The organism is Streptomyces sp. NPDC057137 (assembly GCF_042670825.1).
In the GTDB taxonomy this organism is placed as follows: domain Bacteria; phylum Actinomycetota; class Actinomycetes; order Streptomycetales; family Streptomycetaceae; genus Streptomyces.
The window spans coordinates 33,462-47,751 of sequence record NZ_JBHUUW010000060.1; the positions used below are offsets into that span (position 1 = coordinate 33,462).

At 69.5% G+C, this 14,290-nt stretch carries 12 protein-coding genes and 1 pseudogene; 6 read left to right on the top strand and 7 right to left on the bottom strand.

Going from position 1 to position 14,290, the window contains the following annotated elements:
- The first annotated feature begins 367 nt into the window (after positions 1-367).
- A complete protein-coding gene (locus ACFT9I_RS32345; RefSeq protein WP_382570164.1) occupies positions 368-2,896 on the top strand; it encodes an ATP-dependent Clp protease ATP-binding subunit in 2,529 nt (842 codons plus the stop codon).
- Between the two features lie 547 nt (positions 2,897-3,443).
- Positions 3,444-4,109 (top strand): M23 family metallopeptidase, encoded by a 666-nt coding sequence (locus ACFT9I_RS32350; protein ID WP_382570166.1) that lies wholly within the window; start codon positions 3,444-3,446, stop codon positions 4,107-4,109.
- On the opposite strand, the gene ACFT9I_RS32355 is transcribed toward ACFT9I_RS32350, so the two are convergent.
- Positions 4,099-4,677, bottom strand: coding sequence for a TetR/AcrR family transcriptional regulator (locus tag ACFT9I_RS32355; RefSeq protein WP_382570168.1), 579 nt, complete (start codon positions 4,675-4,677; stop codon positions 4,099-4,101). The two genes, ACFT9I_RS32350 and ACFT9I_RS32355, sit on opposite strands and share 11 nt — an antisense overlap.
- A 140-nt stretch (positions 4,678-4,817) precedes the next feature.
- Here ACFT9I_RS32355 and ACFT9I_RS32360 point away from each other — a divergent pair, with 140 nt between their 5' ends.
- From ACFT9I_RS32360 to ACFT9I_RS32370, 3 genes are all read left to right on the top strand, one after another.
- Positions 4,818-6,365, top strand: a complete 1,548-nt coding sequence (locus ACFT9I_RS32360) for an MDR family MFS transporter (protein WP_382570170.1) — start codon at positions 4,818-4,820, stop codon at positions 6,363-6,365.
- 157 nt (positions 6,366-6,522) lie between these two features.
- The gene (locus tag ACFT9I_RS32365; RefSeq protein ID WP_382570188.1) at positions 6,523-6,936 is read left to right on the top strand and encodes a helix-turn-helix transcriptional regulator; all 414 of its coding nucleotides are present in this window, start codon (positions 6,523-6,525) and stop codon (positions 6,934-6,936) included.
- An 82-nt stretch (positions 6,937-7,018) separates the two neighbouring features.
- Positions 7,019-7,465 carry a VOC family protein gene (locus tag ACFT9I_RS32370; RefSeq protein WP_382570172.1) on the top strand — a complete coding sequence of 149 codons (447 nt, stop codon included), beginning with the start codon at positions 7,019-7,021 and terminating at the stop codon, positions 7,463-7,465.
- Positions 7,466-7,535: 70 nt separating this feature from the next.
- On the opposite strand, the gene cseC is transcribed toward ACFT9I_RS32370, so the two are convergent.
- The 6 genes and pseudogenes from cseC to ACFT9I_RS32400 form a co-directional block, all read right to left on the bottom strand.
- Positions 7,536-8,849: a two-component system sensor histidine kinase CseC gene (gene cseC / locus ACFT9I_RS32375; RefSeq protein WP_382570174.1), complete on the bottom strand. Its 1,314-nt coding sequence runs from the start codon at positions 8,847-8,849 to the stop codon at positions 7,536-7,538.
- On the bottom strand, positions 8,846-9,547 hold the full coding sequence (gene cseB, locus ACFT9I_RS32380; protein WP_382570176.1) for a two-component system response regulator CseB: 702 nt from the start codon (positions 9,545-9,547) through the stop codon (positions 8,846-8,848). Before cseB ends, cseC begins: the two co-directional genes overlap by 4 nt.
- A gap of 23 nt (positions 9,548-9,570) precedes the next feature.
- Complete coding sequence (locus ACFT9I_RS32385) at positions 9,571-10,221, bottom strand: hypothetical protein (protein WP_382570177.1); 651 nt, start codon at positions 10,219-10,221, stop codon at positions 9,571-9,573.
- Between the two features lie 122 nt (positions 10,222-10,343).
- A complete protein-coding gene (locus tag ACFT9I_RS32390) occupies positions 10,344-10,964 on the bottom strand; it encodes a SigE family RNA polymerase sigma factor (RefSeq protein WP_382570178.1) in 621 nt (206 codons plus the stop codon).
- Positions 10,965-11,309: 345 nt separating this feature from the next.
- Positions 11,310-12,221, bottom strand: coding sequence for an A/G-specific adenine glycosylase (locus ACFT9I_RS32395; RefSeq protein WP_382570179.1), 912 nt, complete (start codon positions 12,219-12,221; stop codon positions 11,310-11,312).
- Positions 12,222-12,610: 389 nt separating this feature from the next.
- Positions 12,611-13,216, bottom strand: a pseudogene (locus ACFT9I_RS32400) (phosphatase PAP2 family protein); the annotation flags it as partial.
- A gap of 180 nt (positions 13,217-13,396) precedes the next feature.
- On the opposite strand from ACFT9I_RS32400, the gene ACFT9I_RS32405 reads away from it, so the two are divergent.
- Complete coding sequence (locus ACFT9I_RS32405; protein WP_382570180.1) at positions 13,397-14,254, top strand: hypothetical protein; 858 nt, start codon at positions 13,397-13,399, stop codon at positions 14,252-14,254.
- The last annotated feature ends 36 nt before the right edge of the window (positions 14,255-14,290 follow it).

Below are 14,290 nucleotides of genomic sequence, written 5' to 3' on the forward strand. Positions count from 1 at the left end.
AGCATTCGGGAGTGCAAGGGTGTTCGCCCGTAGCGGAGCGAACCGGGGTGCGCCGCATGGACTGTCGGTGCTTACGGGTAAGACATTCCTAGTGGGGAGGGGCGACACGCGGTCCCGGACGTCTCACGTTCGCCATCGGCGTACCGATAGCGGGGGTATCTGTCTGGCCTGCGGGAACATCGTCTCGCACCATCAGGTTGGAGCAGGTGTCGGCTGTTCGTGAGGAAAGTTCGCCGCCGACGGCGGGGTGATCACGGCGGATGTCGGCAGTTGGAATGAGCGGTCCCCGCTTGCGGGACTAAGCTGCGGAAGGACAGGGAGGGGACCGACCCCTTTACTGCCTGACCGCTCTGAGGAGCGATTAACGATGTTCGAGAGGTTCACCGACCGCGCGCGGCGGGTTGTCGTCCTGGCTCAGGAAGAAGCCCGGATGCTCAACCACAACTACATCGGCACCGAGCACATCCTCCTGGGCCTTATCCACGAGGGTGAGGGTGTCGCCGCTAAGGCCCTGGAGAGCCTCGGGATTTCGCTCGAGGCGGTCCGCCAGCAGGTGGAGGAGATCATCGGGCAGGGCCAGCAGGCTCCGTCCGGCCACATCCCCTTCACGCCCCGTGCCAAGAAGGTCCTGGAGCTGTCGCTCCGCGAGGCCCTTCAGCTCGGCCACAACTACATCGGCACCGAGCACATCCTGCTCGGCCTGATCCGCGAGGGCGAGGGCGTCGCCGCCCAGGTCCTCGTGAAGCTGGGCGCCGATCTCAACCGGGTGCGGCAGCAGGTCATCCAGCTGCTCTCCGGCTACCAGGGCAAGGAGGCCGCCACCGCCGGCGGCCCGGCCGAGGGCACGCCCTCGACCTCCCTCGTCCTGGACCAGTTCGGCAGGAATCTCACCCAGGCAGCTCGTGAGTCCAAGCTCGACCCGGTCATCGGGCGCGAGAAGGAGATCGAGCGGGTCATGCAGGTGCTGTCCCGCCGTACGAAGAACAACCCGGTCCTCATCGGCGAGCCCGGCGTCGGCAAGACGGCGGTCGTCGAGGGACTGGCCCAGGCCATCGTCAAGGGCGAGGTGCCCGAGACCCTCAAGGACAAGCACCTCTACACCCTGGACCTCGGCGCCCTGGTCGCGGGCTCCCGCTACCGAGGTGACTTCGAGGAGCGCCTGAAGAAGGTCCTCAAGGAGATCCGCACCCGCGGCGACATCATCCTGTTCATCGACGAGCTCCACACCCTCGTGGGTGCGGGCGCCGCCGAGGGCGCGATCGACGCGGCTTCGATCCTGAAGCCCATGCTCGCCCGTGGGGAACTCCAGACCATCGGTGCGACGACGCTCGACGAGTACCGCAAGCACCTGGAGAAGGACGCCGCGCTGGAGCGCCGCTTCCAGCCGATCCAGGTGGCCGAGCCGTCGCTGCCGCACACCATCGAGATCCTCAAGGGCCTGCGGGACCGTTACGAGGCGCACCACCGCGTGTCCATCACGGACTCCGCGCTGGTCGCAGCCGCGACGCTCGCCGACCGCTACATCTCGGACCGCTTCCTGCCGGACAAGGCGATCGACCTGATCGACGAGGCCGGCTCACGGATGCGCATCCGCCGGATGACCGCTCCGCCGGACCTCCGCGAGTTCGACGAGAAGATCGCGAACGTCCGCCGCGACAAGGAGTCGGCCATCGACTCCCAGGACTTCGAGAAGGCAGCTTCGCTCCGTGACAAGGAGAAGCAGCTGCTGGCCGCGAAGACCAAGCGGGAGAAGGAGTGGAAGGCCGGCGACATGGACGTCGTCGCCGAGGTGGACGAGGAGCTGATCGCCGAGGTCCTGGCGACCGCCACGGGCATCCCGGTCTTCAAGCTCACCGAGGAGGAGTCCTCGCGGCTGCTCCGTATGGAGGACGAGCTCCACAAGCGCGTCATCGGCCAGAAGGACGCCATCAAGGCGCTCTCCCAGGCCATCCGGCGTACGCGGGCGGGTCTGAAGGACCCCAAGCGTCCCGGTGGCTCGTTCATCTTCGCCGGCCCCTCCGGAGTCGGTAAGACGGAGCTGTCCAAGACGCTCGCCGAATTCCTCTTCGGCGACGAGGACGCACTGATCTCCCTCGACATGTCGGAGTTCAGCGAGAAGCACACGGTTTCGCGTCTCTTCGGTTCTCCCCCCGGATACGTGGGGTACGAAGAGGGCGGCCAGCTCACCGAGAAGGTGCGCCGGAAGCCGTTCTCCGTCGTCCTCTTCGACGAGGTCGAGAAGGCCCACCCCGATATCTTCAATTCCCTTCTGCAGATCCTGGAGGACGGTCGGCTGACCGACTCCCAGGGCCGGGTCGTGGACTTCAAGAACACGGTCATCATCATGACGACCAACCTCGGGACCAGGGACATCTCCAAGGGGTTCAACCTGGGCTTCGCCGCCCAGGGCGACACCAAGTCCAACTACGAGCGGATGAAGAACAAGGTCAACGAAGAGCTCAAGCAGCACTTCCGGCCCGAGTTCCTCAACCGTGTGGACGACACGGTCGTCTTCCACCAGCTCACCGAGGAAGACATCATCCAGATCGTCGACCTCATGGTGGACAAGGTGGACGAGCGCCTGAAGGACCGGGACATGGGCCTTGAGCTCAGCCCGAACGCCAAGGCGCTGCTCGCCAAGAAGGGTTACGACCCCGTTCTGGGCGCCCGGCCGCTGCGCCGGACGATCCAGCGCGAGATCGAGGACATCCTCTCCGAGAAGATCCTCTTCGGTGAGCTGCGCCCCGGTCACATCGTGGTCGTGGACACCGAGGGCGAGGGCGAGGAGAAGAAGTTCAGCTTCCGCGGCGAGGAGAAGTCGGCACTGCCCGACGTCCCGCCGATCGAGCAGGCGGCCGGCGGCGGCGCCGGTCCGAACCTGACGAAGGAAGCGTGAGCCGACGCTGAACCAAGGCTGAGGCGAGGCTGAGCCCAGTCCGAAGGGGTGGCCCGGGACCGTAACTGGTCCCGGGCCACCCCTTTGCCATGCCCCGCGGCGGCTTCCGTCCGGCCCTCTCCGGGCCTCTGTTCGCTCCCCGGCCGACACCCTCCCCGGCCCTCGGGGCGGCCGCCGTCGTGACAAGCCGCACACCCGTTTCCCGGCCTACGACCAGGAATAGTGGTGAAGCGGGTGATTCCGGTGGGACCTTCGGAAAGGTCGGCCTCGGGACCTTGGTCCCGAGGCCTCGTGAGGGGGCGGCGGCCCGGTCGCCCATCGGATGCGCGCCCGCCTGATGTGCGAAGAAACAGTATCTAATTCGGGCATTTCGGATCGAGCTGGAGGGATGCTGCGGGTCGTCAAGGGGTCAACTTGCCGGTGCGGCGGCTACGACCGTATGTCGTAGATGGGTGGTTTGGGGTGTGATGGGCGGTCGGGTTACCAAGGGGAGGCAAGCCCGCCCGGTGCCTGAGTGCCGGGTCCATTGATGCCCGGAGGTTTCTCAATGTCGCAGCGCACCACGCCCCGCCAGTCCACGCTCCGTACCCGTGCCGCCGTCCTGGCCGCCGGACTCGGAGTGACGACGGCGCTGGGTGCGGGCGTCGCGTTCGCCGCGAACAGCAGCGGCGACGCCGGCGCCCCCCGAGCGTCGGCCACCGCGGCCGTCGACAAGCAGGCCCAGACCGAGAAGGCGAGCGCCGTCAAGGCCGCCGACAAGGACAAGAAGGCCAAGAAGATCAACCCCACCTGGGTCAAGCCGGTCTCCAAGTACACGCTGAGCGCCACCTACGGCCGCGGCGGCGGTATGTGGGCCAGCAAGCACTCGGGCCAGGACTTCGCCGTCCCCGTGGGCACGAACGTGAAGTCCGCCCACGCGGGCACCGTCGTGAAGGCCGGACCCAACGGCGCCGGTGACGGTCCCGCGTACGGCAACGCGATAGTCATCAAGCACGGCACCGGCCCGAGTGCGAAGTACTCGCAGTACGCGCACCTGTCCAAGGTGAAGGTGCACATCGGCCAGAAGGTCGACAAGGGCCAGAGCATCGCGCTCTCCGGCAACACCGGCAATTCGAGCGGCCCGCACCTGCACTTCGAGATCCGTACGACCCCCAACTACGGCAGTGCGATCAACCCGGTGAGCTTCCTGCGCTCCGCCGACGTCACTCTGTGACCCCCTGAGACCGCACCATCAGATCGGTGGCGACCTCGAGGATGGCTTCCTGCTTCTCCTCGGGGTCGCCTTCGACGTCCCTGAGCGCGAACAGGCCCGCGTGCATCGTGAAGATCGCGGCGAAGCAGCGCACGCGGTCGGTCATCGTGCCGTCGGGCTGCTGGAGCAGTTCCATCAGCCCGTGCATGCGGCTCTTGAAGGTCTCTCCCACGCTCAGGTCGCGCATCGTCGCCTGGTTCTCCTGCATGAAGCGGAACAGAGGCGCGGCGGCCGCGAGCGAGTCGCTGTAGCGGCGCAGGATCTCCTTCTTCACTTCCAGGGTCGACGGCTGCGCCTCGCCCCAGGCCATCAGTTCGTCTATCGGCCGGGCCAGGTCCTGGAAGAGGCTGACCACGATGTCTTCCTTGGTCTTGAAGTGGTAGTAGAGCGCGGCCTTGGTGACGTCCAGGTGCTCGGCGATCTCGCGCAGCGAGGTCTTCTCGTACCCCTGCTCGACGAAGAGTTCCAGCGCGACGTCCTGGATGCGCTGGCGGGTGTCTCCCCGACGCGGCTGCGCTGTGCTGCCCATGGCTGCTCTCCCGAAAAAAGTACTTACTTGACGACCGGCTAGTGGCAGGTCTACTTTCCCCAGTGTACTTACTTGCCGGTCGGCAAGTAAGTAGTGATACGGAACCAGGAATCAGACCAGGAAACAGGGGAGTGGGGGCCATGTCGCTCGACACGGCAGCGGGGCCGGAACAGAAGAAGAAGGCGGAGCCACAACCGCGAAGCGTGCGGGTGGTGCTGCTCGCGCTCATGATCGCGATGCTGCTCGCCATGCTGGACAACATGATCGTCGGCACCGCGATGCCGACCATCGTCGGCGAGCTGGGCGGGCTGGAGCACCTGTCCTGGGTGGTCACCGCGTACACCCTCGCCACCGCCGCGTCGACCCCGATCTGGGGGAAGGTCGGCGACATGTACGGGCGGAAGAAGATCTTCCTGCTCTCCATCGTCATATTCCTGATCGGCTCCGCGCTCAGCGGCATGGCCCAGGACATGGGCCAGCTCATCGGCTTCCGCGCCATCCAGGGCCTGGGCGCCGGCGGCCTCATGGTCGGCGTCATGGCGATCATCGGTGACCTCATCCCGCCCCGTGAGCGGGGCAAGTACCAGGGCATGATGGCCGGCGTGATGGCCCTCGCCATGATCGGCGGACCGCTGGTCGGCGGCACCATCACCGACCACCTCGGCTGGCGCTGGAGCTTCTACATCAACCTGCCGCTCGGCGCCGTCGCCCTCGCGATGATCGTGACCGTGCTGCACCTGCCCGCCGTGGAGCGGACCAAGAACAAGGTCGACTATCTCGGGGCCGCCCTGCTGACGGTCGGCATCACCTCGATCGTGCTGGTGACCACCTGGGGCGGTACGGAGTACGCCTGGAGCTCCGCGGTGATCATGGAGCTGATCGCCATCGGCGTCGTCACCCTCGTCTCGTTCGTGTACGTACAGACCAAGGCGGCCGAGCCGATCCTGCCGCTGCACATCTTCCGCAACCGCAACTTCACCCTCATGCAGGTCATCGGCTTCCTGACCGGCTTCGTCATGTTCGGAGCCGTCCTGTTCCTGCCGCTCTACCAGCAGTCCGTCCAGGGCGCCTCGGCGACCAACTCCGGTCTGTTGCTCCTGCCGATGCTGCTGTCGATGATGGTCGTCTCGCTGTTCGCGGGCCGGGTCACCACCAACACCGGCAAGTACAAGATCTTCCCCATCGTGGGCAGCGCCCTGATGGTCACCGGTCTCTTCCTGCTCGCGCAGATGGACGTCGGGACCTCCCGGGTCACCTCCGGCCTCTACATGGCCGTCCTCGGTGCCGGTATGGGCTTCCTGATGCAGATCACCATGCTCGTGGCGCAGAACAGCGCCGAGGCGAAGGACATGGGCGTCGCCTCGTCCTCGACCACCCTCTTCCGTACGCTCGGCAGCTCCTTCGGCGTCGCCATCATGGGCGCGCTGTTCACCAGCAAGGTGGAGGAGGAGATGACGGCGCGCGGTGGTGACGCGGTGACGCAGCAGTCCGCGCAGCTCGACGCGGCGAGTCTGGCCAAGCTGCCCGACGCGGCGCGCGAGGCGTACCAGATCGCGGTGTCGTCCGGTACGCACGTGGCCTTCCTGCTGGCCGGTTCGGTCGCGGTGATCGCCTTCGTTGCGGCGTTCTTCGTCAAGGAGGTCCCGCTGCGGGGCGCCGGTCCCGAGAAGGCCGACGCGCACGCCTAGAGCGTCCGTGGCCGGTGTCCGGCGTGCTGTGGACGGCGGGGGGCCGTTGTCAGTGGGGCGTGCCAGCATCGAAGACGTGGACAGTACGCAAGCAGATCAGCCGCCGCCGCAGGTGCCTCTCACGCACCTGCGGCAGCTGCGTCTCGCCAAGGACGCGATGGATCGAGACTGGGCCGGCCCTCTCGACCTGGACGCGGTGGCCTCCCACGCCGGGTATTCGCGCTACCACTTCGTGCGGGCGTTCAAGGCGGTGTACGGGCAGACGCCCGGCCGCTATCTGTCCCGCAGACGCATAGAGCGCGCCGAGGAGCTGCTGCGCTCGGCGAATCTGACCGTCACCGAGATCTGCGTCCTCGTCGGCTTCAGTAGCCTCGGCACCTTCTCGAAGCGCTTCAAGGAGCAGACCGGCATGACCCCGAGCGCGTACCGCGCCAAGCACGCGGGGCGCGGGGCCGCGCTCATACCGGGGTGCTTCGCGATGCTGTGGGCCGGTGGCTTCCCGCCCCGGAACAGCGGCGCTACCGCCCCTGACCTGCCCGGTGAGGACCGCAATTCTGGAGAAGCCCGCTGACGGCGCCCGTGTCTACGGTGGAAGCGCAAGCACGGGCCCCACGAGTGGGCCGCGTACGGCACATCTCTCCGAGGAGCACGTCATGATCAAGGGTCTCGCGATCTCCACCGTCTGGGTGCTCGACCAGGAACGGGCGAAGGAGTTCTACGTCGACAAGCTGGGCCTTGAGGTCCGCACGGACATGACTCTCGGCGAGGGCGGCATGCGCTGGCTGACGGTCGGCGCCAAGGACCAGCCCGATGTGGTGCTGACCCTGATGCTGCCGGGCGGGCCCGCGGCGGACGAGGAGTCCGCGGCCGCGATCAGGACGCTCGTCAGCAAGGGCATGCTCGGCGCGGGCGTGCTCGCCACCGACGACATCCACGGGGACTACGAGAAGCTGAAGGCCAAGGGCGTGGAGTTCCTCCAGGAGCCGCAGGAGCGTCCGTACGGCACGGAGGCGATCTTCCGCGACGACTCGGGGAACTGGTTCTCGTTCACCCAGACCAAGGAGGGTGACCTCGACCTGGAGAAGGAATGGGCGTCCTGACCCTCGCCGCGACGGTCGGCCGTCCCCGCCGGTCCCGTCCGTCCCCGCCCGTCCCGGCGTCGGCGCGCCGTCAGTCCGGGAACTTGATCATCGGGAAGCTGCCGGTCGTCGTCGGGGCGTGCTCGGGAAGCCACAGGACCGCGATCGCGCCGCCCGTCTCGTCCGGGCCGGGCGTCAGGCTCTCCGGCGCCGCGTTGCGGAAGGTCAGCCGCGCCCCCAGGACGCGCGCCTGACCGGCGGCGATGGTCAGGCCCAGACCGTGGCCGTGCCCCGCGCGGTCGCTCGCGCCCGTACGAAACCGGCTCGGCCCGTCGCGCAGCAGCGCGTCGGGGAAGCCCGGACCGTGGTCGCGTACGCGCACCACCCGGCCCTCGACGGTCACCTCCACCGGTGTGCCGCCGTGCTTGGCCGCGTTGGCCAGCAGGTTGCCGAGGATGCGCTCCAGCCGGCGCGGATCGGTGCTCACCCACGAGTCGTGCACGACATGGATCCGCACATCGGGATCGAGCAGGGCCACCCGTCTGCTGACGAACTCGCCGAGCGCGACCTCCTGCAGCTCGGCGCGTTCCGACGCGCTGTCGAGCCTGGCGACTTCGAGGACGTCCTCGACCAGCGTCCGCATGGCCTGTGCCCGGTCCCTCACCAGCTCGGTGGGGCGGCCGGGCGGCAGCAGCTCGGCCGCCGTCAGCAGGCCCGTCACGGGCGTACGCAGCTCGTGGGCGATGTCGGCGGTGACCCGGCGCTCCGCCTCGATGCGTTCGTTCAGCGCGTCCGTCAGGGCGTCGACCGCGCGGGCCAGCTCGTCGGTCTCGTCCCGTACGACTCCGCCGACCGCCTCCCGTACACGCACGTCCGTATTGCCCTGCGCGACCTTGCCCGCGGCCGCCGCCGCCTTGCGCAGCCGGCGCGAGAGCTGCCCGCCGATCAGCACACCCAGCGCACAGCCGCCGACGACCACACAGACCGAGCCGATCAGCAGCGCCCGGTCGAGATCCTTCATGATCGTCGCGGAGCGGTCGGCGAACTTGCTGCTCAGGGAGAGCACACCGCTCTCCACCGGTACGGCCGCCCAGACGTCGGGCGTGCCGTCCGCCGAGTCACGCACGAAAGTGGCACGCCTGCCCTCCTGCACCTTCTCCCGCAGGTCGTCGGGGAGCGCGGGGTCGTTCAGCTTCGTACCGAACTTCAGCTCGTGCGTCGAGTCGTACATGCGCTGCGCGAACAGCAGCCGCTCCAGCTGCACCTCGCGGGCGTTGTCCAGCATCGAGAGCTGAGCGGCGTTGTGCACGACAAGGCTGAGCGCCATCGCGGTGAGGGCGCCGACCGCGGCGATCGCGATGCTGATCTTCCACCGGACGCCGGTGCGCAGGGCGAACCGTTTCATGCCTTGAGTTTGTAGCCGAAGCCGCGGACCGTCTCGATCCGGTCCTGTCCGATCTTCGCGCGCAGCCGCTGCACATGGACGTCCACCACTCGCGTGTCACCGCCCCAGCCGTAGTCCCAGACGCGTTCGAGCAGCTTGTCACGGGACAGGACGGTGCCGGGCGCGGCCGAGAACTCGATCAGCAGCCGCATCTCGGTCGGCGTCAGCGCCACCGGCTCACCCCCTTTGCGTACTTCCATGCCCTCCGTGTCGATCTCCAGATCGCCGAAGGACCGCGCGCCGGGCTCCTCCGCCTCCTGTCCGCCGCGCTCCCCGGCGGGCCCGCCCGCGTGCCCGAAGCGGCGCAGTACGGCGCGGATCCGCGCGACCAGCACCGCGCCGTCGAAGGGCTTGGTCACGTAGTCGTCGGCCCCCGCCTCCAGGCCGAGCACCACGTCGATCGAGTCGGCGCGCGCCGACAGCATGATCACGGGGACGGTCGACTCGTCCCTGATCCGGCGGCAGAGACTGACCCCGTCGAGGCCCGGCACCATCACGTCGAGCAGCGCGATGTCCGGCCGGTCGGCCCGGAACGCCTCCAGTCCGGAGAGGCCGTCCGGCATGGCCGTCACCACGAAGCCGTCGCGCTCCAGCGCGAGTTGGGTGGCCTCGCGGATGACGTCGTCGTCCTCGACGAACAGGACATGGGTCTCCACCATCCGGCAGCTCTCAGCTCTCTCAGTCAGTTCTCGCTCGGCGCGGACGGCGCGGGGGCGTCCACGGGGCCGTTGCCGACCGCTCCGCTGTAGTTGTTGCGCACCCGGTAGCGCTCGGTGAACTTCGTGTCGGCCCAGGTGTAGGTCACGACGTCCTCGCCGGACGGATACTCCACGGGGTCGCCCTTCGCGTACACCTGGCGGGTCACCACCAGCTCACCACGGTCGATGGTCGCGTACACGGCGGGTTCCTCGGCGACGAAGACGTTCTCGTACCGGTGGTTCTGGTCGGACTCGCGGTAGACGTACGTCCCCAGACCCACGGCGTCGTCGCACGTCATCACGTTGACCACCACGTCCGGCGCGGCGGCGCCGGTCAGATTCCCGTACGAGGTGTCCACCGGGTAGGCGTCCTCGGAGCACGGCTTGAGGTCGGCCTTGACCTGCCCGCTCACCTTGGGGTCCCGCCGGAGCAGGGCCACCGGGTCGATGTCACGGGCGGGCAGGGCCGACGGCTCGGAGGTCGGGGGCGAGACGGGCTCGGCGGTGGCGACGACGGCGGCGCCCTCGTCCCTGGTGCCGGTCGTGCTCGTGGAGCAGCCGATGGCGAACACGGCGAAGGCGAGGAGCGCGGCCAGCGCCACACCGCCGGTGGCGGTCGTCGCCGACAGGGTCACCCGCTTCCGGATGCGGCCGGGTGTTGTGCCGTCGTCGGCCGGCGACGTGCCGTTGGTGCTCCGGGCCGCCGGTGTCCGACGGCCGGTCGTTCTCGGGGCAGGCGTACTGTCTCCGTCGCGCTTCAGGCCGCGCACCGCTCCTGCCCCCGTCCGTCGCGACGATAATCCGCACGCTCCGGAGCATGGGCGCGCGGTGTGCGGGGCTCGGGCCGCCGGTTCCCCGGCGCCCGGCGCTCCGCGTCGCGGCGCCTCAGCTCCCGGGCCTCCAGCTCCTCGCGGAGTTTGGCGAGCGCCCGGTGCAGCGTGCTCTTCACCGTACCGGTAGACATGCCGAGCGCCGCCGCCGTCTCCTCCGTACTCATCTGCTCCCAGTGCCGCAGTACGACGACGCTGCGCTGCTTCGGCGCCAGGACCCCGAGGATGTCGATGAGCAGGGCGCGGTTGGCGCGCTGCTCGGCGCCGTCCTCGACGCAGGGCTCGGGCAACTGCTCGGTCGGCACCTCTTCGAGCTTGCGCGCACGCCACCACTCCGTACGGGTGTTGATCATGACGCGGCGCAGATAGGCGTCGGCGAGCGACTTGTCGGCGATGCCGTCCCAGCGGCCGTACGTACGGGCCAGGGCGGTCTGGAGCAGGTCCTGGGCGTCGACGGGGTCGGGGACCAGCCGCCGGGCACTCCGCAGCAGAGCCTCCTGCCGGGTGCGTACGTACTCCTCGAATTCGAGCACCTCGCCGTGCGCCATGCCAACCGCCTCCCACCCCGTGAACTGCACCGTGTACCGCGTTGCTGTGGTCTTCGCTTACGTCTCAGAAATTACGGAGGCGTTGTCACGAGGCCGTGCGCGCCAGCCCTCGGCGGGCGCACGGACATCCATCGGTTGTGTAACGGCGGGGACGGAACGGACGAACGAGCAACGGGCGTAGTGGCGGGGAAGCGGCGGGCGAAGCGACGGGGCAGGCCTGCCGGGCGCAGACGAACGGCCGGCCCGGAGGGGCCGGCCGACAAGGAGCGGGTGGTGCGGCTGGTGCGGGTGGTGCGGGTCGTACGGACCAAGTCGTACGAGGTCGGGGCGGGTCGGGCGGCGCGGTCAGCTCAGCGGCAGCCGGTACAGGTCGTCGGCCATCGGCTCGACCAGCCCGTCGGCCACCAGCCCGTCCAGTGCCCGCGCCCGCTGCACCGGCTCCTCCCACACGGCGTCGAGCACCGCGAGCGGTACGGGCGCCACCGCCTCGCGCAGTACGGCGAGCAGCTTGCCCCGCACCTGGCGGTCCGTGCCCGCGTACGTCTGGCCGCGCCGGGCCGGACCCTGGTGCGCCGGTTTGCCGGCCAGCCGCCAGGCGCACTTCGAGGCGATCGGGCAGCGCGCGCAGTCCTCGTTCTTCGAGGTGCACACGAGCGCGCCGAGTTCCATGGAGGCGGCGGCCCAGCGGGCCGCCGTCGGCTCGTCCACGGGCAGCAGCGCGCGGGCCAGCTTGCGCTCGGCGGCCGTCGTCGCGTTCGGCGGGTACTGGATGCCGGCGGCGGCGCGCGCGAAGACCCGGCGCACGTTCGTGTCGAGGACGGCGTGCCGTTGTCCGTACGCGAACGAGGCCACGGCCGCCGCCGTGTACTCGCCGATGCCGGGCAGCGCGAGCAACTGGCCGTGCTCGCGCGGTACGTCGCCGCCGAACCGCTCCGTTATCGCCAGGGCCGCCCCGTGCAGCCGCAGCGCTCGGCGCGGATAGCCGAGTCTGCCCCAGGCGCGTACCGCTTCGCCGGGCGCCTCGGCGGCCAGGTCGGCCGGGCGCGGCCAGCGCGCGAGCCACTGTTCGTACACCGGGAGCACCCGGGCGACCGGGGTCTGCTGGAGCATGAACTCGCTGACCATCACACCCCAGGCGCCCGTGTCGGGGCGGCGCCAGGGCAGGTCGCGGGCGTGCGCGTCGAACCACGCGATGACGGGGTCGTGGAGGGCGGCCGGGTCGGTAGCCGGCGCCGTAGTCGCAGAAGTCGCAGTCATGGCAGTACCGATCCTGGCACGTTCCGGGGTGGGGGTGGTGCAGCCGGCCGCTGTGCGCCGGGCGTCGCAGGGGGGTGCCGGGGGCGTGAAGGGGGCGCGTTGGGAGCCGTACGCGGCCGGCCGAGGCGAACCGCGCGTGGATCGCGCGCAGATCGCCCGCTGATCGCGCTTGCTCAGAGGCGCGAGCTGTGGCGGCGCTTCTCCCGGCGGAGGCGGCGGGACTCCGCGACGCGGGCCGAGAGCGATCCGTGCCCCGCCCCATGCCCCGCCCCGTTCGCCGGCTCAGGTGCGGGTCCGGCGCCGTGGACCGATCCGTGGACCGCCCCGTGCTCCGATCCGTGGATCGGCCCCGTGCCCGCCGACTGCGGGAAGGCCGGCTGCGGGGAGGCCGGTCCACGTCCCGCGAACCAGACCACCACACCCGTACGGCTCGTCCGCATCGTGTCGATCAGCGCCCGCGCGGGTCGCGTCAGCGCCAGGACGACGAGCGTCGCGACGAGCCCGCCGAGCAGCAGCCCCACCGCCACGTCGTGCGGATAGTGCACGCCGACGAAGACTCGTGAGAAGGCCGCGAAGATCGCCAGCGGGATCGTCAGGAACGCGATCGCCCGCCAGGCGATGGCGAGCGCCACCGCGGCGGCCGCGGCGATGGTCGAGTGGTTGCTGGGGAACGACCAGTCGCCGACCGGCGGGCAGGTCGCCAGCGACGCGGCCGCGCCCGCGACCGCGCGGCACGGCCGCTCCTCCTGCACGGCGCTCTTGAACAGTTCGCTGCCCACGTACGCGACGGCGGTCGCCAGCGGCCCAACTACCGCCACGGCCATGGCGCGTGAGTCCGCGGACCGGGTCCGCCACCAGCTGACGAGGAACAGAAACCCGAGGATCACGATCACGGCCTCCGTCCCTATCTCGACGAAGTGCCGCACCCAGGAAGGCGACTGGGCGGCGAGATCAGTAATGTCGCGGTAAAGGCCGCTGGTGACGGAGGGGTCCATGGTCACGGACCGTACCTTCCTCACTCCGTCTCACGCACCTCGCCATCGGCGGCCGAACCCCTGACGAAAGTGGCAAGTGGGGTCACACGGGTGGCCGTAGCGTGATGATGATCCGTAAAACTTGCGAGACGAGCGGCATGTGGGGCGGGAGTTGGTCCTGAACTCTCGTAGAGTTGCGCCGTGGGATCTATGCGCAATCCGGTCGGGCCGCTTCCCTCCTCCATCTACTGGCGACGGAGGGCAGTAGCGGCGACTCTGATCGCGCTGCTCGCGTTGCTCGTCGTATGGGTCGTCACATCCGGTGGTGACGACGGCGGAAAGAAGCGCGACGACGGCGCGAACGGCGACGCGCCCGCCCCCTCGATCACCCCCGGACCGTCGAGTTCCGGACCCGCGATCAGTGAACAGCCCGGCGGGCGCGACGAGTCGGGCGAGACCGGCGGGAGCGGCGGCGGCGACCAGGGCGGTACGGACGCGGGCGCCGACGGCGGCGGCAGTGGTGACACCGGCAGCGGCGGTACGGGCGGTTCCGCGGGCTCGGGCGGCTCCGCAGGCTCCGGCGGCGCGGCGAGCGGCGGCGGTGACGGCGCGGGCGGCAGCAGTACGGGCGAGCAGGTGCCGGTCGGATCGAGCCTCCCCAACTGCGTGGCGAGCGCGCTGACGTTGAAGCTGGAGAGCCGGAAGGTCGCCTACGAGCCCGGCGAGAAGCCCTCGTTCAAGATCGTGGCCACCAACGGGTCGAGCAAGGACTGCAAGGCGGACCTCGGGCCGAAGTCCGTGGTGCTGACCGTCACCGACTCCGAGAGCGACGAGATCTGGTCCTCGAAGGACTGCCCCAGGATCAGCCAGCTGCTGCTGAAGGTGCCCGCGGGCGGGACGGTCACGCGGACCGTCACCTGGGACCTCACGCAGAGCGCCCCGCAGTGCGCCACACCGCCGCCCGGCAAGGCCAAGCCCGGCACCTACCTGGTGGAGGCGGCGGCGCCCGGCGCGACGGTGAAGCAGGGCCAGACGTCGATCCGACTGGACAAGGACTGAGACAAGGGGCTTACGTACGAAGGAGGGCCGCACCAC

Excerpts from the sequence above, each read along its gene's own strand:
- cseC (WP_382570174.1), bottom strand. The coding sequence starts at position 8,849 with ATGAAACGGTTCGCCCTGCGCACCGGCGTCCGGTGGAAGATCAGCATC.
- ACFT9I_RS32360 (WP_382570170.1), top strand. The coding sequence starts at position 4,818 with ATGTCGCTCGACACGGCAGCGGGGCCGGAACAGAAGAAGAAGGCGGAG.
- cseB (WP_382570176.1), bottom strand. The coding sequence starts at position 9,547 with ATGGTGGAGACCCATGTCCTGTTCGTCGAGGACGACGACGTCATCCGC.
- ACFT9I_RS32345 (WP_382570164.1), top strand. The coding sequence starts at position 368 with ATGTTCGAGAGGTTCACCGACCGCGCGCGGCGGGTTGTCGTCCTGGCT.
- ACFT9I_RS32395 (WP_382570179.1), bottom strand. The coding sequence starts at position 12,221 with ATGACTGCGACTTCTGCGACTACGGCGCCGGCTACCGACCCGGCCGCC.
- ACFT9I_RS32370 (WP_382570172.1), top strand. The coding sequence starts at position 7,019 with ATGATCAAGGGTCTCGCGATCTCCACCGTCTGGGTGCTCGACCAGGAA.
- ACFT9I_RS32355 (WP_382570168.1), bottom strand. The coding sequence starts at position 4,677 with ATGGGCAGCACAGCGCAGCCGCGTCGGGGAGACACCCGCCAGCGCATC.
- ACFT9I_RS32365 (WP_382570188.1), top strand. The coding sequence starts at position 6,523 with ATGGATCGAGACTGGGCCGGCCCTCTCGACCTGGACGCGGTGGCCTCC.
- ACFT9I_RS32350 (WP_382570166.1), top strand. The coding sequence starts at position 3,444 with ATGTCGCAGCGCACCACGCCCCGCCAGTCCACGCTCCGTACCCGTGCC.
- ACFT9I_RS32390 (WP_382570178.1), bottom strand. The coding sequence starts at position 10,964 with ATGGCGCACGGCGAGGTGCTCGAATTCGAGGAGTACGTACGCACCCGG.